Raw genomic sequence first — 23,032 nt, 5'->3', positions numbered from 1 at the left:
GATCGATCTCCGGCCCGCCTCGGCGGCACCTCCCTCACGCTCCGGGCCCGCGGGCCGGGCGCTCCGGCCCCGCGTCAGGCGGGCGGGCGGTCGCCGGCCGGCACGGACTGCAGTTCGGCGGTGCAGAAGGCGCAGCGGCGGGCGTCCACCGGGATGTCGCTGAGACACTCCGGGCACTGCTTCTCGGTCGCCTTCTTGTCGCGGTCGAAGAAGGCGATCAGCCGTGTCATCGGCATCACCACGAGCCAGTAGATGACGGCGGCGATGATCAGGAACGTCAGCATGTGGTTCACGAAATCGCCGTACTTGAACTCGGCGCCGTTCACCACGAACTTGTACTGCGAGAAGTCCGGCTGGCGGCCGCCCGTGACGGCGGCGATCAGCGGGGTGATCAGGTCGGCGACCATCGCCTCGACCAGCCCGCTGAACGTGGCGCCGATCACGACCGCCACGGCCAGCTCGACGAGATTGCCGCGCATCAGGAACTTCCTGAATCCGCCCATTCTTGGTTTCCTCCGGGGAGAGCTTCTGGGGGGGGTGAATGCATCCGGCCACCCATCTGCCCGCCCGCAGACCATTTTCCGGGCCGAGCGGACCCGCGACGCGGTGCCACCCGGTTCTGCCGGTGGCCGTCGGGTGGACGGGGCCGAAAGCCGCTCCGTTCTCTGGCATTCGGTGCGAGAATCGCCATGATACGTGCCGGCGTCGATGCGGAGAAATCCTCTCACACTTTCCCGCCGCCGTCCCGAGAAGGGGGCTGCGCCCGGCCTTTCGCGTCTGCGGGGACGGCCGCGGAACTCACGCCCGGGCAAGGCTTCGATGAAGCCGAGCGAAATGAAGGCGCAGGACGATGGTCGCGCCGACGGCGGTCGGCATAGTGGTGGGGGCCCGCCTTCGTGGCCGTTTCGCCGTTGTTCATATGTGCGGTCGTCTATGGAATGAGGGTGGCGATGGGGAAGGTATTCTGCGGAGGCCGGGGTGGGCCGTTCTGACCCACCCCGGCGTCGCTCACTTCTCGCTGGGCCCCTTTTTGAGACTCTGGACATCGAACTCGCCGTTCTTGGCGCCGTCGATGAAAACCTGCCATTCGCTCTCTGTGTAGAGCAGGGCGGGGTTGGCGGGGTCCTTCGAGTCACGCACGGCTATCATCCCGTCCGTGATCGCGACCTCGACGCAATTCTTGGTGGTGCAACGAGCGGCCGTGCGCCACTCGACCGCAGGAAAATACGCGGCTGACGAGAACCTCATTGATTCCTCTTGGATGTGACATGGCCACCGATGGTCGGTGGTCCATCCCTCGCAGTATCCCATCCCAAGATCCTTGGTGGGACCGCCGCCATGCCGCTTGATCAACTAGCGTGGTTCTGGTTTACTTCGGCGATACGGAGCACCGATGCCTCGGGATCCAGCGCGAGTGCATTCAGTTGACGGATGGCCTCCCGGCACACCGCCAACTCGGCCGGCTTCTCCAGGTACTCCGCCCGGGTGATGGACTCGACGTAGGCGACGTCCGACACGGTCGGGTCGTCCATTTCCAGCAGTGTGAAAGCGCTGTTGAATCCCATGTGCGCTCCAACGCTGAAAGGTACCACGCGAACGGTGACGTGCGTGAGTTCGGCCCATTCGATGACGTGTGTCAACTGGGCGTGCATGACTTCCGCCCCCCCGACGGGGCGATGAAGGACTGATTCGTCGAGAATCACCAGGTGATGGGGAGGAGTCGCCTGCCGTAGCAATTCCTGCCGCTTCAGGCGCGTCTCGACGCGGTCCAGAAGAACGCTTTCATCGATCTCCGGGAGAACGGCTCGAATTATCGCCCGTGCGTAGTCGGAGGTCTGCAGTATTCCTGGCACCGCGCAGGTGTCGTAGATGGTTATCGAGGACGCCTCCGCTTCCAACCCTATATAAAGGCGAAAGTCGGGGTCGTCGTAGGTCTGCCACCAGCCTGGCTGGCGGGCCTCGCGGGCCATGCGCATGAGCGCCTCGGTCTCGGCCTGACCGGCGCCGTAGATCTGGCACAGGTCGCGGACGTCGCGCGGGATGACGCCGCGCCGCGCGGTCTCGATGCGGCTGATCTTGGCGGGCGAGCACTCCAGGCTGTGGGCGACCTCCTCGATGCTCAGCCGGGCGGCCTTGCGGAGCTCGCGCAGGCGCGTGGCGAGCTGGCGGCGCCGCAGGGTCGGGTTGGCTTCGGCCACCGGCGCTCACCCCTTCCTGGTGTTCCCTGACGTCGCGCCGGCGCGGGCGTGCGCCGCGTGCTCGCCGGGTCGTGGCGAAGCAGGGGGCGGCGGCTTGCGTGGCCGGGCGACGGCCGCGGCGCCCATCGCAGGCGTCAGCGGCCTACAGCGGTCTACAGCGGTCCTACGTGGTACCAGTCCAGCGTATTGGCCACCGTATTGGCACGCGTTGAACGTCAAAGGTATCGAACAGGGGAGTGTTTGGTGGCAATTGCCATCGGCGGTTGCCTTTAGCACTAACCAGGGTAAACAGAAGGTTAGTCCCTAACGGAGCAGACGTCGCCCGGCGAGCCGGACCCTCGTGGGCGGCGTCTCCCTGCGGGACGGGGAGGACCGCGCCGGGCGGGCGCGGAGTCGGGGCACCGCCTCAGCGGCGCCGTGTCATGGCCGGGCCGGTGGTGGGGCACCGTTCCGGCCCCGGAAGTCACCCGAAGATCAGGGAGCGAGAGGACGATCCTCCATGAACGTCGGTCCCGCCGGGGTCACGGCCAATCTGTGGACGCTCATCCGCGCCCAGGCACTGGCCCGGCATTGGGAACTCAGTGACGCGCTGTTCGCCGAGATCGACGGGTTCGCGCTGGTGCAGGGCTGGGCGATCAACCGCCGGCGGACCCGGCACAGCTACCGCGACCCCCGGTTCGACCGGGTGGTCGCCTGCTCCACCTGTGGAGGCGAAGGCAAGGGGGAGGGCGGCCACGCGTGCCGCACCTGCAAGGGGGACGGGCTGCTCAACTTCTTCGAGCCGCCCCGGCGCCGCAGGCGCTGAAAGGCGAGACGCCGCGGGCGCCCATAAGTCCAGGCGCCGCAGGCGCGGATGAAGGCCCGGCGCCGCGGGAACACGTTAGGGCGCGCGGCGCCCGGGTACGGGACGACCTTGACGGACGGCCGCTACGCCTTTACGGTTCCTCCGCAGAGGCAGGTAAGGAAACCTTACTAATAAAGCCCTGGAGGTGCGGTGCGCCCGTCCCGACGACTCGGACTACCGATCGCTGCGGCGGTCGTCATCGCGGGCCTCGCCCCCGGGCAGGCCAGGGCCGCCGATCACGGCGGCGCCGCACACCCCGCGGCGCCCCGTCTCGTGCCGGCCCCCGTCAGCGTCGAGGCCACCGGTGACCCGTTCACCCTGACCTCGGCGACGCGCGTGGTCGTGCGGTCGGGGGCCGGCGCGCGGGCCGCCTCCTACCTGGCCCGCCTGCTGCGCCGGTCCACGGGCTACGCCCTGCCGATCGTCCAGGACGCGGGCGCCGGCGGCGGCATCGTCCTGGACGCGACCGCGCCGCAGGGGCTCGGCCCGGAGGGATACCGCCTGGAGGTGTCGGGCAAGGGGGTGCTGCTGGCGGCGGACACGGGCGAGGGCCTGTTCCGCGGCGTGCAGACGTTGCGCCAGCTCCTGCCCGCCAAGGCCGAGAGCCCGTCCCGGCGGCCTGGCCCGTGGCGGATCACCGGAGCCCGGGTGACCGACCGCCCGAGGTTCGCCTACCGCGGCGCGATGCTCGATGTCGCCCGCCACTTCTTCACGGTGAAGCAGGTCAAGCGGTACATCGACCTGGCCGCCGCGTACAAGGTCAACATGTTCCACCTGCACCTGAGCGACGACCAGGGCTGGCGGATCGCGATCGGGAAATGGCCGCGCCTGACCGAGGTGGGCGGCCGGACGGCGGTGGGCGGCGACCGCGGCGGCTTCTACACGCGGAACGACTACCGCGAGATCGTGAAGTACGCCCAGGACCGCTATGTAACGGTCATCCCGGAGATCGACACCCCCGGGCACACCAACGCCGCCCTGGCCTCATACGCCCGGCTGAACTGCGACGGCAGGGCCCGCAGGCCGTACACAGGAACCGACGTCGGGTTCAGCTCGCTGTGCGTCGGCAAGGACGTGACCTACCGGTTCCTCGACGACGTGATCGGCGAGCTGGCGCGGCTCACCCCCGGCCCGTACATCGACATCGGCGGCGACGAGGCCAAGAGCACCAGGCGCGCCGGCTACCGCGCGTTCGTGGCCCGCGTCCAGAAGATCGTCCACAGGCACGGCAAGCGCATGATGGGCTGGGAGGAGATCGCGGACGCCAAGCCCTCGCCGGACTCGGTCGCCGAGCACTGGAACCCGGTGACCGGCCGGCAGGACGGCACCGAGCTCGCGCGCTCGGCCGCCCGCCGGGGCGTGAAGCTGGTCATGGCCCCGGCCGACCACGCGTACCTGGACATGAAGTACACCGCCCGGACGCGCCTGGGGACGGACTGGGCGGGGCTGGTGGACGTGCGCCGCGCGTACGCGTGGGATCCGGCCCGGCTGGTCGCCGGGGTGGGCGAGGATGACGTGCTCGGCGTGGAGGCGCCGCTCTGGACCGAGACGGCGCGCACGAGCCGAGACCTCGAATACCTGGCCTACCCGCGCCTGCCCGGGATCGCCGAGATCGGCTGGTCCCCGGCAAGGGGACGCTCGTGGGACGACTACCGCGTGCGGCTCGCGGCCCAGGGGCCCCGCTGGTCCGCGCGCTCGGTGAACTTCTACCACTCGCCGCAGGTGCCCTGGCCGTCCTAGCCGGCCGCGCGGGGGGTGAGGGCTGACCCGGTACGGCCAGGCCGTACCGGGGCCTGTTGCTGCTTTGAACTGCGCGGACAAGTCTCGCGGAATACCGGGCCGCAGGTGCTTGACTCCGCCCAAACGACGGTGTTCCTATGGTCAAATATAGTTAAGAAGCTTTCTTAACTCTCCCGTTCTCCTCATCTTTTCGCCCGAACACCCCCCTAGGGAGAGGACGTATGAAGGTACAGGGATACATGGGCATGTCTCGCCCCGTCCGCACCGCCGCCACCCTCGTCGCCGCGCTCGCCCTGGCGCTCCTCGCCTCGGCGAGGACCGGCGCCGCCGCGGACACGAGCAAGTACGAGGCCGAGAACGCCACGATCTCGCAGGGCGTGGTCGAGTCGAACCACGCGGGGTACTCCGGCACCGGGTTCGTCAACGGTGACAACGTCGCCGGCAGCTACACCGAGTGGACGGTCACCGCGCCGGCCGCCGGCTCCGCGAACCTGGTCCTGCGCTACGCCAACGGCACGACGACCGGCCGCCCGATGAACATCAGCGTGAACGGGACCGTCGTCGCGTCCGCCAAGGCGTTCAACGGCACCGGCTCCTGGGACACCTGGGCCGACGGGACGCTGACCGCCGCGCTCGCCGCCGGGACCAACAAGATCCGCGCGACCGCCACGACCGCCGACGGCAACCCCAACCTGGACTACCTGACCGTGACCACCGGGACCGGCGGTGGCGGCCCGGCCGTCCCCTTCGGCAGCCATCTGATCCCCTACGCCTCCGGCACCCTCAGGCCGTCCGGATCGCAGGCCACGCTCGACCAGGCCGTGATCACGTACTACAACAAGTGGAAGGCCGCCTTCCTCAAGCAGAACTGCGGCAACGGCTGGTACGAGGTCATCTCGCCCGACGCCGACCACCCGTACGTCGCCGAGGGCCAGGGCTACGGCATGGTGATCCTGGCGACGATGGCCGGGGCCGACCCGAACGCCAAGACCGCCTTCGACGGCATGGTGAAGTACATGCTGGCGCACCCGTCGGTCAACAACCCCAACCTGCTGGCGGCCGAGCAGGACACCTCCTGCCGCAGCGTCAACGGCTCGGACTCCGCCACCGACGGCGACCTCGACGTCGCCTTCGGCCTGCTGCTGGCCGACCGGCAGTGGGGAAGCGCGGGCACGTACAACTACAAGGACCTCGCCGTCAAGCACATCAACGCCATCAAGGCGAGCGAGGTGAACCCCACTACGCACCTGATGCGGCTCGGCGACTGGAGCACCTCCGGCGACTCGACGTACTACATCAGCCGCTCCTCCGACTGGCTGATCGACCACTTCCGCGCGTTCAAGAAGGCGACCGGCGACACCGCGTGGGACACGATCAGGACGGCCCACCAGAACCTGATCACCTCCCAGCAGGCCACCTACGCGTCCTCGACCGGCCTGCTCGCCGACTTCGTCGTCAACACCAACACCACGCCGAAGCCCGCGCCCGGCCAGGTGCTGGAGGACCCCAACGACGGCAAGTACTTCTGGAACGCCTGCCGTGACCCGTGGCGGATCGGCGCCGACGCCGTGACCACCGGCGACTCCGCCTCGCTCGCCTCGGCGCGCAAGCTGAACACCTGGATCAAGGCCAACACGGGCGGCGACCCGAACAAGATCGCGGTCGGTTACGCGCTGAACGGGACGCAGATCGGCAGCGGCAGCGAGCCGGCGTTCTTCGCGCCGTTCGCGGTGGCCGCGATGACTGACCCCGGCAGCCAGGCCTGGCTGGACGCGCTCTGGACCAAGATGCTCAACACCTCCTTCACCTCCAATGACTACTACTCGACAAGCATCCAGCTCCAGGTGATGATCCTCGCCAGCGGCAACTACTGGGTGCCCTGACCCTTCCCGATCTCTGCCGTCGCGCCGGGGGACCCTCCCACCCCCGGCGCGGCGAGAGCCGCCCGGAGACCTCCATGCCTGGGCGGCTCTCCGCGCGCACGGCTAATATCAGCCCGTTCGCACAGTCTGTACCGGATCGTCCGAGGGGGCATCGTGGAGTTCCGCCTTCTCGGTCCCGTATGCGTCATCGGCGGCGACGGCGAGCCGCTGGAACTCGGGCCGCACCAGCAGCGGTCCGTCCTCGCGCTGTGCCTGCTCGCCGCGCCGCGGCCGGTGAGCCCGGGCAGACTCATCGACGCCATCTGGGAGGACGGCGCGCCGCCGGGCGCGCTCAACACCGTGCAGGCGTACGTCTCCAAGCTGCGCCGCGTCTTCGAACCCGGACGGCCGCGGGCCGTGCCCCCGACCATCCTGGTGAGCAGGCCCGGCGGCTACGCCCTGGAGATCCCGGCGCACACCGTGGACCTCGGCCGGGCCCGGTCGCGCGCCGCCGAGGGCACCCGGCTGCTCGCCCGGGGCGACCTGCCCGCCGCCGGGCGTGAACTGCGCCAGGCCCTCGCCGAGTGGCGCGGCGACCCCCTGTCCGGCTTCGAGGACGACCCCTGGGCGCGCGACGAGATCGCCCATCTGAGCGAGATGCGGCTGACGCTGGCCGAGGACGCCGCCGAGGCCGACCTCGGGCTCGGCCTCGGAGCCGCGCTGGCGCCCGAGCTCAGCCGGCTGGTCGCGGCGGCGCCGCTGCGCGAGCGGACGCGCCGCCTCGCCGCGCACGCGCTGTACCAGGCGGGACGGCAGGCGGACGCGCTCACCATGCTGGCCGAGGGCAGGCGGATGCTCGTGGACGAGCTCGGCCTGGACCCCGATCCGCCCTCGCGCGAACTGGAACGCGCCATCCTCGCCCAGGACCCGGCCCTCACCCCGAGGACGGCGGTCACCCTGACGCCGCCCCGCCCGCCCGCCCCGCCCGCCGCGGAGGCGCCCCCGCTGCTCGGCAGGGAACGCGAGTCGGCGCTGCTGGCCGAGGCCGTGTCCGGCCCCGGCCACCGGGTCGTCCTGATCGCGGGGGAGCCGGGCATCGGCAAGACCAGCCTCGCCGAGCAGGCCGCGCGCACGGCCCTGGCCGACGGGCGCGCGGTGGCGTTCGGCCGGTGCTGGGACGGCGGCGGAGCCCCGCCGTTCTGGCCGTGGGCGCAGGCCGTGCGCGAGCTGACCGGCGGCGACGGCGAGCTGGCCGAACTGGCGGGCGCGGCGCGGGGCGTCACGCTGTACGAGGCGGTCGCGCGGCTGCTGAACGGGCTCGACCGCCCGCTCGTCGTCCTGGACGACCTGCAGTGGGCCGACGCGTCCTCCCTCGGCCTGCTGTCCTTCCTCGCCACGACCCGGTCGTGCCCGAGGCTGACCGTGGTGGCGACCTACCGCGACACCGAGGCCGCCCAGACACCGGCGAGGCCGCTCGCCGAGCTCATGCGGCTGCCGCACGTCCGCCGCGTCACGGTGCGCGGCCTGCCCGAGGACGCCATCGCCGACTACCTCGGCCGCGCCGGGGCCGACCCGGCGCTCGCCGGCGAGATGGCCAGGCTGACCGGCGGCAACCCGTTCTTCCTCGGTGAGGTCGTGCGCCTGGACAAGGGGACCCCCGCCCCCGAGGCGGTCTCCGACGTGGTCATGGGCAGGATCGCCGCGCTGCCCGAGCACACCGGCGTCGTGCTGACCGCCGCCGCGCTGCTCGGCCGCGAGGCCGGGCTGGAGGTGCTCCTCGACGTGCTCGCCGACCGTGTGGACGTACCCCGCGACCACGTGCTCGACGTGCTGGACGCGGCCGTCCAGGCGCGGCTGCTCGCCGAGAACCCCGGGCCGCCGGTGGCGTACCGCTTCGTGCACGACATCGTCCGGGACGTGCTGCGCGCCGGGCTGGCCCCCATGCGCAGGCGGCGGCTGCACGCCCGGGTGGCCGCGGTGCTGGAGCGGCGCGGCGACGCGGCCCCGGCCGAGGTCGCCCACCACGCGCGCGAGGGCGTGGTGCTCGCCGGGATGGCGGCCGAGGCCGTCCGGTACTCCCGGCGGGCTGCGGCGCACGCCATGAGCCAGTACGCCTACGAGGACGCGGCCGAGCACCTGGAGCACGCCGTCCGGCTGACCGACCGGCTCCCGGCGGAGGACCCGCGGCTGCGGTGCGACGTGCTGCTGGAGCTGGCGGAGGCGCAGGCCGTGGCGGGCCTGAGCACGGCCGCGCGTGCCACCTTGGACGAGGCCGCCGAGATCGCCGAGCGGCTCGGCGACGCCGACAGGCTCGCCCGGGCGGCACTCGGCCTGTCCGACCTCATCTACTGGCTGACCTTCGAGGAGTGGTCCGGCCTCGGCCGCTTCACCGCGCGCCTGGAACGCGTGCTGGACGCCGCGCCCGCCGGTTCGTCCTGGGCGCCGCAACTGCGCGCCGCGCTCGCCGTCGCCGGGTACTACGGGCGCGGGCACGCCGAGACCGACGCGCTGGCCGCGCGTGCCGTCCGCGAGGCCAGGGAGGCGGGGGACGAGCGGGCGCTGCTGCGGGCACTGGTCGCCCAGGAGATCGTGTCGCGCGGCGACGGCGACCCGCCCGCGCGACAGCCCATCATCGACGAGATCGTCGAGCTCGGGGCCAGGACCGGCGACCTGCCGTACGAGTGGCTCGGACGCGAGGCCGGCTGCATCGTGCGGCTGTGGCGCGGCGACTTCGACGGCGCCGAGGCGGTGCTGGCCTGGCTGCGGCAGACCGCCCGGCGGTTGCGCCAGCCCGCCATGCTGGGCCTCGCCGCCTGGCAGACCGCCGTCACCGCCTACCTGCGCGGCCGGTTCGACGAGGCGCTGACCGCGGCCGGGGAGTCCGCGCTCGCCCATCCCGAGGGCGCGCTCGGCCGGGGTGACCCCGACGCGCGGGCACGGCTGTTCGAGGCGCTGGTGCTGCGGTCCCGCGGCCGGGCCGCCGACGCGCTCGACCTGGCCGCGCGGGCGCTGGCCGACCGGCTGGACGACCTGAGCTGGCGGCTCGTGCGCTGCCTGGCCCTGCTCGACCAGGGTTCGCTCGACCTGGCCAGTGACACCGGCGAGGTGCGCGCGACGCTCGCGGAGCTGGCCGCGGACGGGTACGCGGCCGTCCGCCACGACCTTTTCTACAGGTTCGTCCTCGACGCGCTCAGCGAGCTCTGCCTGGCCACCGGGGACGCCGCCGCCTCCCGCGCGCTGCGCGACCGCCTGGAGGGCAGGACGGGCGTCATCGGCTGGTCGCTGGTCGAGCTGTGCCAGGGACGGCTGGCCCTCGCGCTCGGCGACCACGCCGCGGCCGGGCGGTACCTGCGCGCGGCGCTGGACTTCGCGCGCCGGACGGGCGCGACGGTCTACGAGGCGCCGGCGCGCGCCCTGCTCGCCGCCGACGCCTCCCTGGAAGGCACACGGAGCGGGGACGATCGCCCTATGTGACCATTCTGTTACCGCCCGGGTGTCCGGCGAGGCCGGAAAGGGTCCGTCGAGTAGCCTGACATGGGCGGCCCGGTCGCGGGAACGGGCCGCCGACGCCGCCGAGGCGGGCTGTCGCCGAGGGGCCCGGTCGCGGAAGGGTGCTCGCGCGGAAGTGCACAACGTCGGTCTCAGACAAGTGATCCACGCACACGGCTGCGCGGGTACGCATGGTCGGGGAACATGGGGGCAAATCCCTATCCGGGTGGTGACATGATCGAAACTTGGCCCGGCGACCCCTATCCGCTCGGGGCTACATACGACGGCGCGGGAACGAACTTCGCGCTGTACACCGAAGTGGGCGAGCGCGTGGAGCTCTGCGTGTTCGACGACAACGGCAAGGAGGAAAGGGTTGAGCTCGCCGAGACCGAGGCGTTCGTCTGGCACGGGTACCTTCCCGGCATAGGCCCCGGCCAGCGGTACGGCTACCGCGTCCACGGCCCGTACGACCCGGCGCGGGGGCACCGCTGCAACCCCGGCAAGCTCCTGGTGGATCCGTACGCCAAGGCCATCGAGGGCGGCGTGAAGTGGGACCAGGCCGTGTACGGCTACCGCTTCGGCGACCCCGGCAGCCGTGAGGACACCGACTCGGCGCCGTACGTGCCGAAGGCCGTCGTGGTCAACCCGTTCTTCGGCTGGGGGCACGACCGGCCGCCCGCGACGCCGTACCACGACACCGTCATCTACGAGGCGCACGTCCGCGGGCTGACCATCCAGCATCCCCGCATCCCCGACCGCATCCGCGGCACGTACGCCGCGCTCGGGCACCCCGAGATCATCGACCATCTGACCGGGCTCGGGGTCACGGCGATCGAGCTGATGCCGGTGCACCAGTTCGTCACGGACGACACGCTCCAGCAGCGCGGCCTCAGCAACTACTGGGGCTACAACACCATCGGCTTCTTCGCGCCGCACAACGCCTACTCCAGTTCCGGCGAGCTCGGCGGGCAGGTGCTGGAGTTCAAGGCGATGGTGAAGGCGCTGCACGAGGCGAACATCGAGGTCATCCTCGACGTCGTCTACAACCACACGGCCGAGGGCAACCACCTCGGCCCGACGCTGAGCATGCGCGGCATCGACAACGCGGCGTACTACCGGCTCGTGGACGACGACCAGCGCTACTACATGGACACGACCGGCACCGGCAACAGCCTGCTGATGCGCTCGCCGCACACGCTTCAGCTCATCATGGACTCACTGCGCTACTGGGTCATCGAGATGCACGTCGACGGCTTCCGATTCGACCTCGCGGCCACGCTGGCCCGCGAGTTGCACGAGGTCGACCGCCTGTCGGCGTTCTTCGACCTCGTCCAGCAGGACCCCGTGCTCAGCCAGGTCAAGCTCATCGCCGAGCCCTGGGACGTCGGCCCCGGCGGCTACCAGGTCGGCAACTTCCCGCCGCGCTGGACCGAGTGGAACGGCCGCTACCGCGACACGATCCGCGACCTGTGGCGCGGCGAGCCGGCCGCCCTGCCGGAGTTCGCCTCGCGGCTCACCGGCTCCAGCGACCTGTACCAGGACGACAGCCGTCGTCCCGCCGCGTCCATCAACTTCGTTACCTGCCACGACGGTTTCACGCTCCGCGACCTGGTCTCGTACGACAACAAGCACAACGAGGCCAACGGCGAGGGCAACCGCGACGGCACGGACGACAACCGGTCCTGGAACTGCGGTGCGGAGGGCCCGGTCGGCGTTGCGATCGAGGCGCTGCGCGAGCAGCAGAAGCGCAACTTCCTGGCCACGCTGTTCCTGTCGCAGGGCGTGCCGATGCTCTCGCATGGCGACGAGCTCGGCCGCACCCAGGGCGGCAACAACAACGCCTACTGCCAGGACAACGCGATCAGCTGGGTCGACTGGTCCGACGTCCGCGAGAACTGGCTGCTGCTGGAGTTCACCCAGCGGCTCGCCCGGCTCCGGCGCGACCACCCGGTGTTCCGGCGCAGGCGGTTCTTCTTCGGGCGCGCGGTGCGCGGGTCCGGCGACGAGCTGACCGACATCGCCTGGCTCACCCCTGCGGGCATCGAGATGACCGACGCCGACTGGCACAACGGGTACGCCAAGTCGCTGGCCGTCTTCCTCAACGGCGAGGCCATCACCGAGCCCGACCGGCGGGGGCGCCGCATCGTCGACGACTCGTTCCTGCTGATGTTCAACGCCCACCACGAGACCATCGAGTTCGCGATCCCCAAGGACTTCGGCGAGGTGTGGATGCCAGAGATCGACACCACAGTGCCCATCTCCGTCGATTCCCGGCTGTACCGCGCGGGGGACGAGGTGCCGGTGGCGGGCCGTTCGGTCCGCGTGCTGCGCCGCGCCTGACGCGCCTGATTCGTGCCCCCTGAGGGCCCCCGCCTGCCCCCGCCCGCCCGAGACCCGGAAGGAATGACGTGACCGAATCCGTGAAGCCCCCCCAGCACGCAGGACCGGCCAAGGGGGCGCCCACGGCGACGTACCGGCTGCAGCTCACCCCGGCGTTCGGGTTCGCGGAGGCCGCCGAGCTCGCGGGGTACCTCGCCGAGCTCGGCGTGAGCCACCTGTACCTGTCGCCGATCCTTCAGGCGGTGCCGTCGTCGCAGCACGGGTACGACGTCACCGACCACTCGCGCGTCCGGGAGGAGTTCGGGGGCCTGGCGGGCCTGCGCGCGCTCGCCGCCCGTGGCCTGCCGATCGTGGCCGACATCGTGCCGAACCACATGACCATCCCGGTCCCGGAGTCGGGCAACGCCCAGTTGTGGGACGTGCTCCGCAACGGGCCGGAGGCGGCCTCTGCGCGGTGGTTCGACATCGACTGGGCCGGCGGCAAGATGGCGATGCCCGTCCTCGCCTCCGACGCCGACCCCGCGATCGGCCCCGAGACCGGCCCCGAGACCGGCATCGTCGCCGACGGCGACGTCCTGCGCTACCACGACCACGCGTTCCCGCTGCGCCCCGGCGGGGACGGGCGGCTCGCCGACCAGTACTACCGGCTGGCGTCCTGGCGCGACGCCCCCGGGTACCGCCGCTTCTTCGACGTGTGCTCGCTCATCGGCCTGCGCGTCGAGGACCCGCAGGTGTTCGAGGCCACGCACGAGGTCATCCTGGGGCTGGTGGCCGAGGGCCTGGTCACCGGCCTGCGGGTCGACCACCCCGACGGCCTGGCCGACCCGCGCGGCTACCTCGCGCGCCTGCGCGAGCGCGCCCCGGTGTGGACGGTCGCCGAGAAGATCCTCATCGAGGACGAACGGCTGCCGGACGACTGGGCGTGCGACGGCACCACCGGCTACGACGCGCTGAACATGGTGACGCGGCTGTTCGTGGACCCGGCGGGGGAGGGGCCGCTGCTGGACCTCTTCGTCCGGCACACCGGCTTCCCCACCGACTACGAGACCGTCCGGTACGACGCCAAGAAGCAGGTGCTGGCCGAGTTCTTCACCGGCGAGGTCGACCGCCTGACGCGGGACGTGCCCGAGCTGCGCGAGGCGATGGTCGAGCTGCTCGCGGCCATGCCGGTGTACCGCGCGTACGCCGTGCCCGGGGAGGAGCCCCCGGAGGAGACGCTGCGGCTGATCCGCTCGGCCGCCGAGGCCGCCTCGCTGCGCGCCGAGCCGGAGGCCGTCGCCAAGGCCGCCGACCTGGTGCTGTACGGCCCGGCCGAGACGGTCACCCGCTTCCAGCAGACCTGCGGGCCGGTCATGGCCAAGGGGGTCGAGGACACCGCCCTGTACCGCTGGTACCCGCTGGCCTGCCTCAACGAGGTCGGCGGCGAGCCCGACCGGTTCGGCGTGAGCCCCGATCGGTTCCACCGCTACTGCGCCGAGATGGCGCCGTACACGATGACCACGCTCTCGACGCACGACACCAAGCGGTCGGAGGACGTGCGGGCGCGCCTGGCCGTCCTGTCCGAGCTGCCCGCCGAGTGGGCCGGCGTGGTCGCCGAGTGGTCGTCCCAGGTGGCGTTCGACCCCAAGCTGGACTACCTCGCCTGGCAGAACCTCATGGCCGCCTGGCCGATCACGCCGGAGCGCTTCGCCGACTACCTGGCCAAGGCCGCGCGCGAGGCCAAGACCTCGATCTCGTGGATGAACCCCGACCCGGCCTACGAGCAGGGCGTCCGCGACTTCGCGGCCCGGGCGATCGAGGTGTGCGGGCCCTCGGTGGCGGCGTTCACCGGGCGCGTCGACCGGTACGCGCGGTCCAACTCCCTCGGTCAGAAGCTCGTGCAGCTCATGATGCCGGGCGTTCCCGACGTCTACCAGGGCTGCGAGACCACCGACTTCTCGCTGGTCGACCCGGACAACCGTCGCCCGGTCGACTTCGCCTACCGGCGCTCGCTGCTCGCCTCCCCGGGCGGCGACAGCTGGGACGCCGCCAAGCTGCTGGTCACCCGATCGGCGTTGCGGCTGCGCGCCACGCTCGCCCCCGGCCTGCCGTACGTCCCGGTGGACACCGGCGAGGACGGGCTCGGCGCGGACCACGCCGTCGCCTTCGCTCGCGGGGACCGCGCGGTGGTGATGGCCACCCGCCTGCCCGCGGGGCTGGAGCGGCGCGGCGGCTGGGACTGCGAGCCGATCGGCCTGCCGCAGGGGCGCTGGCGCGACGTCCTCACCGGCGTCCCGCACACCGGCCGCGTCCCGTACGCTCACCTGCTGGCGCGTTACCCCGTGGCGCTGCTGGAAAGAGAGTAGTCCGCGCGCTTTTCCTGTGTTGTCCCTGTGACCCCCTATGACGCCCTTCGACGGCGGGAGGAACATGTTCGAGGTCTGGGCACCGACGGCCGGCCGTGTCGAGGTCGAGATCGACAAGGCCGAGCGGCACGAGATGGTCCGCGGCCCCGGGGGCTGGTGGACGGCGGAGGTGCCCGGCGCCGCGCACGGCACCGACTACGCGTTCAGCGTCGACGGCGGCGAGGCGTTCCCCGACCCGAGGACGCGGTGGCAGCCGTACGGCGTGTTCGGCCCGAGCCGCGTCTACGACCACGACCGGTACGCCTGGAACGACCAGGGCTGGCGCGGGCGCACCCTGCCCGGCTCGGTGATCTACGAGCTGCACGTCGGCACGTTCACCCCGGAGGGCACGTTCGACGCGGCCGCGGGCAAGCTGGAGCACCTGGTGCAGCTCGGCGTCGGCTACGTCGAGCTGATGCCGGTCCCGCCCGTCCCCGGCCGCCACAACTGGGGGTACGACGGCGTCGACCTGTACGCGGTGCACGAGGAGTACGGCGGCCCCGACGGGCTCAAGCGGTTCGCGGACGCCTGCCACCGCGCGGGCATCGGCGTGCTGCTGGACGTCGTCTACAACCACCTCGGCCCCTCGGGGAACTTCCTCGCCCAGTTCGGGCCCTACCTCCACGATTCGGCGTCGTCCTTCTGGGGGCAGGCGATCAACCTCGACGGCAAGGAGTCGGACGAGGTGCGCCGCTACTTCGTCGGCAACGCCGTGCAGTGGCTGCGCGACTTCCACATCGACGGCCTGCGGCTGGACGCCGTGCACGCCTTCCACGACAAGCGGGCCGTCCACTTCCTGGAGGAACTCGCCACCGAGGTCGACGCGCTGTCGGCCACGCTCGGACGTCCGCTCACGCTGATCGCCGAGGCCGACCTGAACGACCCCCGGCTGGTCACCCCGCGCGAGGCCGGCGGGTACGGCCTGGCCGCCGCCTGGGACGACGACGTACACCACGCCCTGCACTCGGCGGTCAGCGGCGAGCGCCACGGCTACTACGGCGACTTCGGGTCGATGGCCGCCCTGGCCAAGGTGCTGACCAGCGCGTACTTCCACGACGGCACCTTCTCGACGTTCCGGGGGCGCACGCACGGGCGGCCGGTGGACCGGCTGCGCGTCCCTGGCCACCGCTTCGTCTGTTTCGTCCAGAACCACGACCAGATCGGCAACCGGGCGGCGGGCGACCGGCTGCCGGCCGAGGCGCTGAGGCTCGGCGCGGGCCTGCTGCTGACCTCGCCGTTCACGCCGATGCTGTTCATGGGGGAGGAATGGGCGGCGAGCACGCCGTTCCTGTTCTTCACCGACCACGTCGAGCCGCACCTGGCGCAGGGCGAGAGCGAGCGGCGGGAGCGGGAGTTCGTCGGCTTCGGCTACGACGACTGGGCGGGCACCGCGCCCGATCCGCAGGACGAGGCCACCTTCCACCGCTCGAAGCTCGACTGGACCGAGCCCGCCGCGCCGGGCCACCGCGAGGTGCTGGACTGGTACCGCGCGTTGATCAGGCTGCGCCGGGACCACCCCGACCTCGCCGACCCCCGGCTGGACCGGGTCTCGGCCGAGTTCAGCGAGGACGACCGCTGGATCGTCGTCACCCGGGGCTCCCTGCGCGTGGCCGCCAACCTCGGCGGCGCGCCCGTCACGCTGCCGATCGCCGTGGCCGAGGTGCTGCTCGCCTCGGATGAGAAGGTCACCGCGCACGACGCCTCGCTGACGCTGCCGCCACGCTCCCTGGCGGTCGCCCGCCCGGTCTGACCGCAGGGCGCCAGGCGTCCGTCTGACGGCGGGCCTCCGGAAGGCGTCGGTGTGGTGGAGGGCCTCCCGAGCGGTCTGACGTCGGGCCTGCTGGAGATGTGCGCTCGCTCAGGCGGCGAGCGCCGACAGCACCGTGGACAGGCGGTGGAGGCCGCGCGCCGTGCGCGCCTTCACCGTGCCCAGGGGGATGTCCAGCCGCTCGGCGATCTCCCGCTGCGTGAGATCGCCGTAGTACGCCAGTTCGATGGCCTCGCGCTGCGGCCCGGGCAGCACCGCGAGCGCCCGCTGGACCTGGTCGCGTCGTCCGAGCGCGTCCGCCGTGTCGCGGCCGTCGCCGCCGACGGCCTCCCCCACGCTGTCCAGGGGGACGGTCGTGAGCGTGCGTACCCGCAGGTGGTCGATGGCGCGCTTGCGCGTGATGCCGAGAATCCACGCCTCCAGGCTGCGCTCCGGGTCGTAGCGGTGCCGCGAGCGCCACACCTCCGAGAAGACCACCTGCCGCAGATCCTCCACGTCCTGCGCGGGCACGAGCCTGCGCAGATAGCCGGTGACCAGCGAGGAGTGGGATCTGAAGCACTCCTCGAGGGCGTCGTCGTCACCGCTCGCCAGCCGCGAGCCGAGCGTGCGGGCCATGGGACCCTCCTCGGGGGGTGAGCGAAAACTTATTCAAAACCTATTCATAGACCGGCGTGCGTACACGACACAAGCCGAAGTGGCCAAACCGGAGTCAAGACTTCACCAAGAGTCACCACGACGAGCACCCACGCCGTCCCCGTCGGAAGGGAAGCCGCCGCAAGTCAGCCGGAGGTAGGCCGTCGGCGGTCTGCCGAGGCCGGTCGGATCAGCCGAGGGACGCGCGGACCTCGGTCACGGCGTCGTACAGGGACGACACGTGCGTGACGGAGGCGGGAATCCGTTCGGCGTGCCAGCCGGGGCCGCCCGCGAGCGTCCGGCTCGCCGGGCGCAGGCCGGGGAGCGCGGCCAGCGGCGCGGGGTCGCCCGTTTCCGAGATCTGCGACCAGACGAACACCGCGACGGGGCCGAGGCGGCGCATGGCGTCGGCCAGGGCGGCGTACGGCGTGCGGGGGCCGAGGACCCGGGTCTCCAGGCCCAGCGACGTGGTCAGCGTGGCGGCCAGCGCGTACACCGGCAGGCTGTGCTGCTCGTCCTGCGCGCAGGCCAGCAGGACGATGCGGGGATGCCCCGGACGCGGAGGCCTTCCGACGCGCCGGCTCAGCGCGCTCAGCAGCCGCTCGGAGAACAGATGCTCGATCTCGACGCCTCCACCCGTGGCCTCCTGCCGCCGGATGATCGCACCGAAGACCGGCAGCGCCAGCCGCTCCCACATCCAGGCCGCGCCGTGCGCGCCGATCGCCGCCTCCAGGCCTTCGGCCACCGCGTCGGCATCGAGGTGGAACGCCGCCCGGGTCAGCACCGCCGCGCTCGGCACCATGGCGGCACCAGGCATGACCCCGGCACCCGGCACGGCCGTCGCGCCCGGTGCGACCGGGCCCGCCCCGGTGTCCGGCGTGGCGGGGGTCTCCTGCCCGCGGGCCGGCGGAGGCGCCAGGAGCGTCGCCCGCACGCTCAGGGCCGCGTGGGCGGCCTCGGCCGGCGGCAGGCCCACCTTGATCAGCCGGGTCATCTCCTCGAGTCGCAGCAGGTCGGCCGCGTCGTAGCGCCGGTGACCGCCCGCGCTGCGCCGGCTCGGCCCGATGCCGTAGCGCAGGTTCCAGGTGCGCAAGGTGGGCGCGGGCACGCCGAGGCGCCGGGCCACGGCTCCGATGCCGTAGCTCGGCCCGTCCTCCTGCGGCTCGTCGTTCACCACACGCGCACTCCGACCTCGTCCGCCCGATCGCGGATCTTCGCCTCACCAGCCTGCCAGGTGCCGGCCACCGGCCGGACCTTCATCCGATACTTCGGGGAATCGACCTCGGCCGGACGCAACCGCCCCGGGGTGGCCGTACGAATACTTCATCGTGGACAGCCTGGAGACGGTGATCGTCCTGTTCAACCGGGACCTGCGGACCTGCGACCACCCGGCCCTCGCCGAGGCGTGCGCGCGTGCGCGCCATGTCGTGCCCCTGTTCGTGGTCGATCCGGCGATCCGGGCACGCCACCGCCAGGGCTTCCTGGCCGAGGCGCTGAGCGACCTGCGGTCCTCTCTGCGAGACCTCGGAGGCGACCTCGTCCTGCGACGGGGCGATCCGGTGGCCGAGGCCGTCCAGTTGGCCGGCGATGTGGGTGCGCCGGCCATCTGGACTTCGGCCGACGTCAGCGCTTACGCGCGGCGGCGCCAGGAACGGCTGTCCCGCGCGTGCGCCGAGCGGCGGCTCCAGTTCCGGCTCTTTCCCGGCGTCACCATCGTGCCCCCCGACCGGCTGCGGCCCGCCGGAGGTGACCACTACCGGGTGTTCACGCCGTACTGGCGGGCCTGGTCGAAGACGGCCCACCGGCCCGTGATCGGCCCGCCGCGGATGGTGACGCTGCCGCCCGGCGTCGAGCCCGGCGAGCTCCCGGCCCGGCCGCGCACCCCGTACGGGCACCTGTGCGGCGGCGAGACCCTGGCACGCCGGCACCTGGACCTGTGGCTGGAGCTCTGCCTGGCCGACTACGCCGACGGGCGCGACGAGCCGGCCGAGGACCAGACCTCGATGCTGAGCCCCTACCTGCGGTTCGGCTGCGTGTCGCCCGCCGAGGTCGCCGCGCGTGCGGCCGGCTACCCCGGGGCGGAGGAGTTCGTGCGGCGGCTCTGCTGGCGCGACTTCTTCTACCAGGTGGCCCTCGCCTTTCCCGACCTGCCGCGCCGCGACTACCGGCCGCGCGAGGTCGACTGGAACGAGGACGCGCACGCCGCCGACGCGTGGCGCGCGGGCATGACCGGGGTGCCCATCGTGGACGCAGGGATGCGCCAGCTCCAGGCCGAGGGCTGGATGCACAACCGCGCCCGGATGATCGTCGGCTCCTACCTCACCAGGCGGCTGAAGATCCACTGGCGGGTGGGCGGCGAGCATTTCGCCGAGTTGCTGCTGGACGCGGACATCCCCAGCAACTGGGGCAACTGGCAGTGGGTCGCGGGCACGGGCAACGACACCCGGCCGAACCGCGTGCTCGACCCCCTGCGCCAGGCGATGAGGTTCGACCCGGACGGCGCGTACGTGCGCCGGTACGTCCCCGAACTGGCATCCCTGCCCGCTTCACTGATCCACGAGCCCTGGAAGGCCGCACCGCGGGCCCCCGGGTACCCGGCGCCGCTGACGACCCCCGACAATGGATAGATGATCATCGCATTCTCCGTGACCCCGCTCGGCGTCGGCGAGGGCGTGGCCGAGCCCGTCGCCCGCGCCGTGCGCGTGGTCCGCGACAGCGGCCTGCCGAACCGCACCGACGCCATGTTCACCACCGTCGAGGGCGAGTGGGACGAGGTGATGGACGTGGTGAAGCGCGCCGTCGAGGCCGTCGCCGAGGTCGCCCCCCGCGTGAGCCTCGTCCTCAAGGCCGACATCCGCCAGGGCGTCACCGACGCGATGACCTCCAAGGTCGAGGCCCTGGAACACTACCTCGCCGACACCGGCGACGGGGCGACGGCGGTGTCGGGGTAAATCCGTTCATCCACCGGACGTCAGGATCGCACCCCGCGTCGGCTCTCACCAGCGACCGGTCCGTTCTCTTGGTGGAGGGCGGGCCGGTCAGTGTTTGAGGGCGACGGCGGCCCAGCCGATGTGGACGAAGCGGCAGGCGATGTGGGATGGGATGAAGCGGTCGAGGTCGACGCGCTCGAAGTCGCCGATGAAGCGGTCGATCTCCTCGGGGCCGCGCGGGAACATGGGGACGCCGCCCTGGGCCCAGATGTCCTGGAGCCGTCCGGTGTCGTCGGCGTGTTCCCGGATCTTGCTGAGGTGGCTGATCACGAGGTAGCTGCCGGGCGCGAGAAGGTCCCGCAGCATGGCCACGTGCTCGTACGGGTCCTCGACGAGCTGCAGCGTCGCGACCATGAGCAGCCCGACCGGCCGGTTCCAGTCGACCAGCCCGGTCTGGGAGACCTTGTCGCGGATGTCCTCGGGCTTGCGGACGTCCCCGTCGACCATGGCGACGGTGGGGGTGTTGGCGAGCAGCGCGCGGCCGTGCACGCACACGAGCGGGTCGTTGTCGACGTACACCGTCCGCGTGCCGGGTGCGGCGGCGCGGGCGACCTCGTGCACGTTGTCCAGGGTAGGCAGCCCGGCTCCGATGTCCACGAACTGGCGGATTCCGTACTCCGCCAGGCGCCGGACGGCGTTGCCGAGGAACTCACGGTTGCGCTGGACGGCCTCGCGGGTCTCGGGGAACACGCGGAAGATCTGCTCGGCCGCCTCGCGGTCCGCGGCGAAGTTGTCCTTGCCGCCGAGCATGTAGTCGTAGACACGGGCCGAGTTCGGCGTTCGGACGTCGAAGGCGTCCAGGGCGGTCGTCACGCGCATCTCCTCCTCGCCTTTGCGCTGATCGTACCGGAAGGAATCCTTACGAATTAGGACGAGCGGCAAACGGATCAATCCGAATTTTCGGCGTGCGTTAGGTGCGGCTTCGGGGCGGCCTGGGCGCCTGAGTACCATCTGGCCTGCGGTCCGATATCCGTATTAACCGGACCGGCCGAGGGTATGCCATCGCAGCGGAAAACGAGCGCGGGACGAGGGAGTTCTCATGGTGCACGAGCGCGCCGGCAAACCGGCGCAGGCGTCTGACCTGGTCGATGTGCCCCGTCTCGTGACGGCTTACTACGCCCTGCACCCCGATCCCGGCCGGCAAGAGGAGCGGGTGACCTTCGGCACCTCCGGCCACCGCGGGTCCTCGCTCAGGACGGCGTTCAACGAGGACCACATCGCGGCCACCAGCCAGGCCATCTGCGAGTACCGCGCGCGGCAGGGCGTGGACGGGCCGCTGTTCCTCGGCATCGACACCCACGCGCTGTCCGAGCCCGCCCGGGCGACCGCGCTGGAGGTCTTCGCCGCGAACGGCGTCACCGTGCTGATCGACTCGCGGGACGGCTACACCCCCACGCCCGCGGTGTCCCACGCGATCCTCACCTACAACCGGGGGCGCTCCTCGGGCCTGGCCGACGGCGTGGTCGTGACGCCGTCGCACAACCCGCCGGCCGACGGCGGCTACAAGTACAACCCGCCGAACGGCGGCCCCGCCGACACCGACGCCACCTCCTGGATCCAGGACCGCGCGAACACGCTGATCGCCGGGGGCCTGAAGGAGATCCGGCGCGTTCCGTACGCGCGGGCGCTGACCGCCGAGACCACCGGGCGGTACGACTTCCTCGGCTCCTACGTCGACGACCTGCCCGCGGTGATCGACGTGGACGCCATCCGCGGCGCGTCCGTGCGCATCGGCGCCGACCCGCTGGGCGGGGCCAGCGTCGCCTACTGGGGCGAGATCGCCGAGCGGCACCGGCTCGACCTCACCGTCGTGAACCCCGAGGTCGACCCCACTTGGCGGTTCATGACGCTCGACTGGGACGGCAAGATCCGCATGGACTGCTCGTCGCCGTACGCGATGGCGTCCCTCATCGCGAACCGGTCGGCCTACCAGATCTCGACGGGCAATGACGCCGACGCCGACCGCCACGGCATCGTCACCCCGGACGGCGGGTTGATGAACCCCAACCACTACCTCGCCGTCGCCATCTCCTACCTCTGGAACCACCGGTCCGGCTGGCCGGGCGCCGCCCGCGTCGGCAAGACCATGGTCAGCAGCAGCATGATCGACCGCGTGGCCGCCGACCTCGGCCGCGAGTTGTACGAGGTGCCGGTCGGGTTCAAGTGGTTCGTCGGCGGCCTGCTCGACGGCAGCCTCGGCTTCGGCGGCGAGGAGAGCGCCGGCGCGTCCTTCCTGCGGCGGGACGGCTCGATCTGGACCACCGACAAGGACGGCATCATCCTCGCCCTGCTGGCCTCGGAGATCGTCGCGGTGACCGGCAGGTCGCCCAGCGAGCACTACGCCGGGCTCGTCTCCCGGTTCGGCGACCCCGCGTACGCCCGCGTCGACGCGCCCGCGACCCGGGAGCAGAAGACGGCGCTGGCGCGGCTGTCCGCCGAGGACGTGCCTGCCGGGTCGCTGGCCGGGGAGCCCATCACGAACGTGCAGACCACCGCGCCCGGCAACGGCGCCCCGCTCGGCGGGCTCAAGGTCTCGACCGAGAGCGCCTGGTTCGCCGCCCGCCCGTCCGGCACCGAGGACGTCTACAAGATCTACGCCGAGTCGTTCAAGGGGCCGGACCACCTCGCCCAGGTCCAGGACGAGGCCCGCACACTGGTCGGCTCGGTGCTGGAGCGGGCCGGCGCGTAGCCTTCGATGCCCGCGCGGGCGGGTGGGTGACCCGCCCGTGGTGACGCGCCCGCCCGTTCCGGCGGGCGCGTCGGTGTGGCCGGTCTGGCGCGGTA

Annotated in this window: 16 protein-coding genes; 10 read left to right on the top strand and 6 right to left on the bottom strand. The window is 71.9% G+C overall.

The genetic code is table 11. From position 1 onward, the window contains the following. Positions 1-74: 74 nt before the first annotated feature. The 3 genes from mscL to AB0H21_RS13940 form a co-directional block, all read right to left on the bottom strand. Positions 75-503, bottom strand: coding sequence for a large conductance mechanosensitive channel protein MscL (mscL, locus tag AB0H21_RS13950; protein ID WP_358516005.1), 429 nt, complete (start codon positions 501-503; stop codon positions 75-77). A gap of 505 nt (positions 504-1,008) precedes the next feature. After that, positions 1,009-1,161, bottom strand: a complete 153-nt coding sequence (locus tag AB0H21_RS13945; protein WP_358516552.1) for a DUF397 domain-containing protein — start codon at positions 1,159-1,161, stop codon at positions 1,009-1,011. A gap of 188 nt (positions 1,162-1,349) precedes the next feature. Next, complete coding sequence (locus AB0H21_RS13940) at positions 1,350-2,198, bottom strand: helix-turn-helix transcriptional regulator (protein WP_358516002.1); 849 nt, start codon at positions 2,196-2,198, stop codon at positions 1,350-1,352. A 499-nt stretch (positions 2,199-2,697) separates the two neighbouring features. Here AB0H21_RS13940 and AB0H21_RS13935 point away from each other — a divergent pair, with 499 nt between their 5' ends. From AB0H21_RS13935 to treZ, 7 genes are all read left to right on the top strand, one after another. Beyond that, a complete protein-coding gene (locus AB0H21_RS13935) occupies positions 2,698-3,003 on the top strand; it encodes a hypothetical protein (protein ID WP_358515999.1) in 306 nt (101 codons plus the stop codon). Between the two features lie 189 nt (positions 3,004-3,192). Continuing rightward, complete coding sequence (locus AB0H21_RS13930) at positions 3,193-4,782, top strand: beta-N-acetylhexosaminidase (RefSeq protein ID WP_358515997.1); 1,590 nt, start codon at positions 3,193-3,195, stop codon at positions 4,780-4,782. 221 nt (positions 4,783-5,003) lie between these two features. Then, positions 5,004-6,665 carry a glycosyl hydrolase family 8 gene (locus AB0H21_RS13925; RefSeq protein ID WP_358515994.1) on the top strand — a complete coding sequence of 554 codons (1,662 nt, stop codon included), beginning with the start codon at positions 5,004-5,006 and terminating at the stop codon, positions 6,663-6,665. Positions 6,666-6,818: 153 nt separating this feature from the next. Further along, positions 6,819-10,118 carry a BTAD domain-containing putative transcriptional regulator gene (locus AB0H21_RS13920; protein ID WP_358515992.1) on the top strand — a complete coding sequence of 1,100 codons (3,300 nt, stop codon included), beginning with the start codon at positions 6,819-6,821 and terminating at the stop codon, positions 10,116-10,118. Between the two features lie 249 nt (positions 10,119-10,367). Next, positions 10,368-12,473, top strand: a complete 2,106-nt coding sequence (gene glgX, locus AB0H21_RS13915; protein WP_358515990.1) for a glycogen debranching protein GlgX — start codon at positions 10,368-10,370, stop codon at positions 12,471-12,473. A 68-nt stretch (positions 12,474-12,541) separates the two neighbouring features. Continuing rightward, positions 12,542-14,818, top strand: coding sequence for a malto-oligosyltrehalose synthase (gene treY / locus AB0H21_RS13910; protein ID WP_358515988.1), 2,277 nt, complete (start codon positions 12,542-12,544; stop codon positions 14,816-14,818). A gap of 64 nt (positions 14,819-14,882) precedes the next feature. Next, positions 14,883-16,607, top strand: coding sequence for a malto-oligosyltrehalose trehalohydrolase (treZ, locus tag AB0H21_RS13905; protein ID WP_358515985.1), 1,725 nt, complete (start codon positions 14,883-14,885; stop codon positions 16,605-16,607). A 108-nt stretch (positions 16,608-16,715) separates the two neighbouring features. Here the strand turns inward: treZ and AB0H21_RS13900 are convergent, their stop codons facing one another. Both AB0H21_RS13900 and AB0H21_RS13895 read right to left on the bottom strand, forming a co-directional pair. Beyond that, the gene (locus AB0H21_RS13900; protein WP_358515983.1) at positions 16,716-17,240 is read right to left on the bottom strand and encodes a sigma-70 family RNA polymerase sigma factor; all 525 of its coding nucleotides are present in this window, start codon (positions 17,238-17,240) and stop codon (positions 16,716-16,718) included. Between the two features lie 208 nt (positions 17,241-17,448). Then, complete coding sequence (locus tag AB0H21_RS13895; protein ID WP_358515980.1) at positions 17,449-18,435, bottom strand: MerR family transcriptional regulator; 987 nt, start codon at positions 18,433-18,435, stop codon at positions 17,449-17,451. Positions 18,436-18,586: 151 nt separating this feature from the next. Between AB0H21_RS13895 and AB0H21_RS13890 the strand changes: the two genes are divergently transcribed. Together AB0H21_RS13890 and AB0H21_RS13885 are read left to right on the top strand one after the other, a co-directional pair. Further along, positions 18,587-19,885: a deoxyribodipyrimidine photo-lyase gene (locus AB0H21_RS13890; RefSeq protein ID WP_358515977.1), complete on the top strand. Its 1,299-nt coding sequence runs from the start codon at positions 18,587-18,589 to the stop codon at positions 19,883-19,885. Beyond that, positions 19,886-20,209: an MTH1187 family thiamine-binding protein gene (locus AB0H21_RS13885; protein ID WP_358515974.1), complete on the top strand. Its 324-nt coding sequence runs from the start codon at positions 19,886-19,888 to the stop codon at positions 20,207-20,209. A gap of 87 nt (positions 20,210-20,296) precedes the next feature. Here AB0H21_RS13885 and AB0H21_RS13880 read toward each other — a convergent pair whose 3' ends face one another. Beyond that, positions 20,297-21,061: an SAM-dependent methyltransferase gene (locus tag AB0H21_RS13880; protein WP_358515971.1), complete on the bottom strand. Its 765-nt coding sequence runs from the start codon at positions 21,059-21,061 to the stop codon at positions 20,297-20,299. Positions 21,062-21,287: 226 nt separating this feature from the next. On the opposite strand from AB0H21_RS13880, the gene pgm reads away from it, so the two are divergent. Beyond that, positions 21,288-22,937 carry a phosphoglucomutase (alpha-D-glucose-1,6-bisphosphate-dependent) gene (pgm, locus tag AB0H21_RS13875; protein WP_358515968.1) on the top strand — a complete coding sequence of 550 codons (1,650 nt, stop codon included), beginning with the start codon at positions 21,288-21,290 and terminating at the stop codon, positions 22,935-22,937. The last annotated feature ends 95 nt before the right edge of the window (positions 22,938-23,032 follow it).

Source organism: Sphaerisporangium sp. NPDC051011 (genome assembly GCF_040653595.1).
Classification (GTDB): Bacteria; Actinomycetota; Actinomycetes; order Streptosporangiales; family Streptosporangiaceae; genus Sphaerisporangium.
This window is presented reverse-complemented; position numbering and strand designations above follow the sequence as displayed.

Excerpts from the sequence above, each read along its gene's own strand:
- mscL (WP_358516005.1), bottom strand. The coding sequence starts at position 503 with ATGGGCGGATTCAGGAAGTTCCTGATGCGCGGCAATCTCGTCGAGCTG.
- AB0H21_RS13935 (WP_358515999.1), top strand. The coding sequence starts at position 2,698 with ATGAACGTCGGTCCCGCCGGGGTCACGGCCAATCTGTGGACGCTCATC.
- AB0H21_RS13925 (WP_358515994.1), top strand. The coding sequence starts at position 5,004 with ATGAAGGTACAGGGATACATGGGCATGTCTCGCCCCGTCCGCACCGCC.
- glgX (WP_358515990.1), top strand. The coding sequence starts at position 10,368 with ATGATCGAAACTTGGCCCGGCGACCCCTATCCGCTCGGGGCTACATAC.
- treZ (WP_358515985.1), top strand. The coding sequence starts at position 14,883 with ATGTTCGAGGTCTGGGCACCGACGGCCGGCCGTGTCGAGGTCGAGATC.
- AB0H21_RS13900 (WP_358515983.1), bottom strand. The coding sequence starts at position 17,240 with ATGGCCCGCACGCTCGGCTCGCGGCTGGCGAGCGGTGACGACGACGCC.
- AB0H21_RS13885 (WP_358515974.1), top strand. The coding sequence starts at position 19,886 with ATGATCATCGCATTCTCCGTGACCCCGCTCGGCGTCGGCGAGGGCGTG.
- pgm (WP_358515968.1), top strand. The coding sequence starts at position 21,288 with ATGGTGCACGAGCGCGCCGGCAAACCGGCGCAGGCGTCTGACCTGGTC.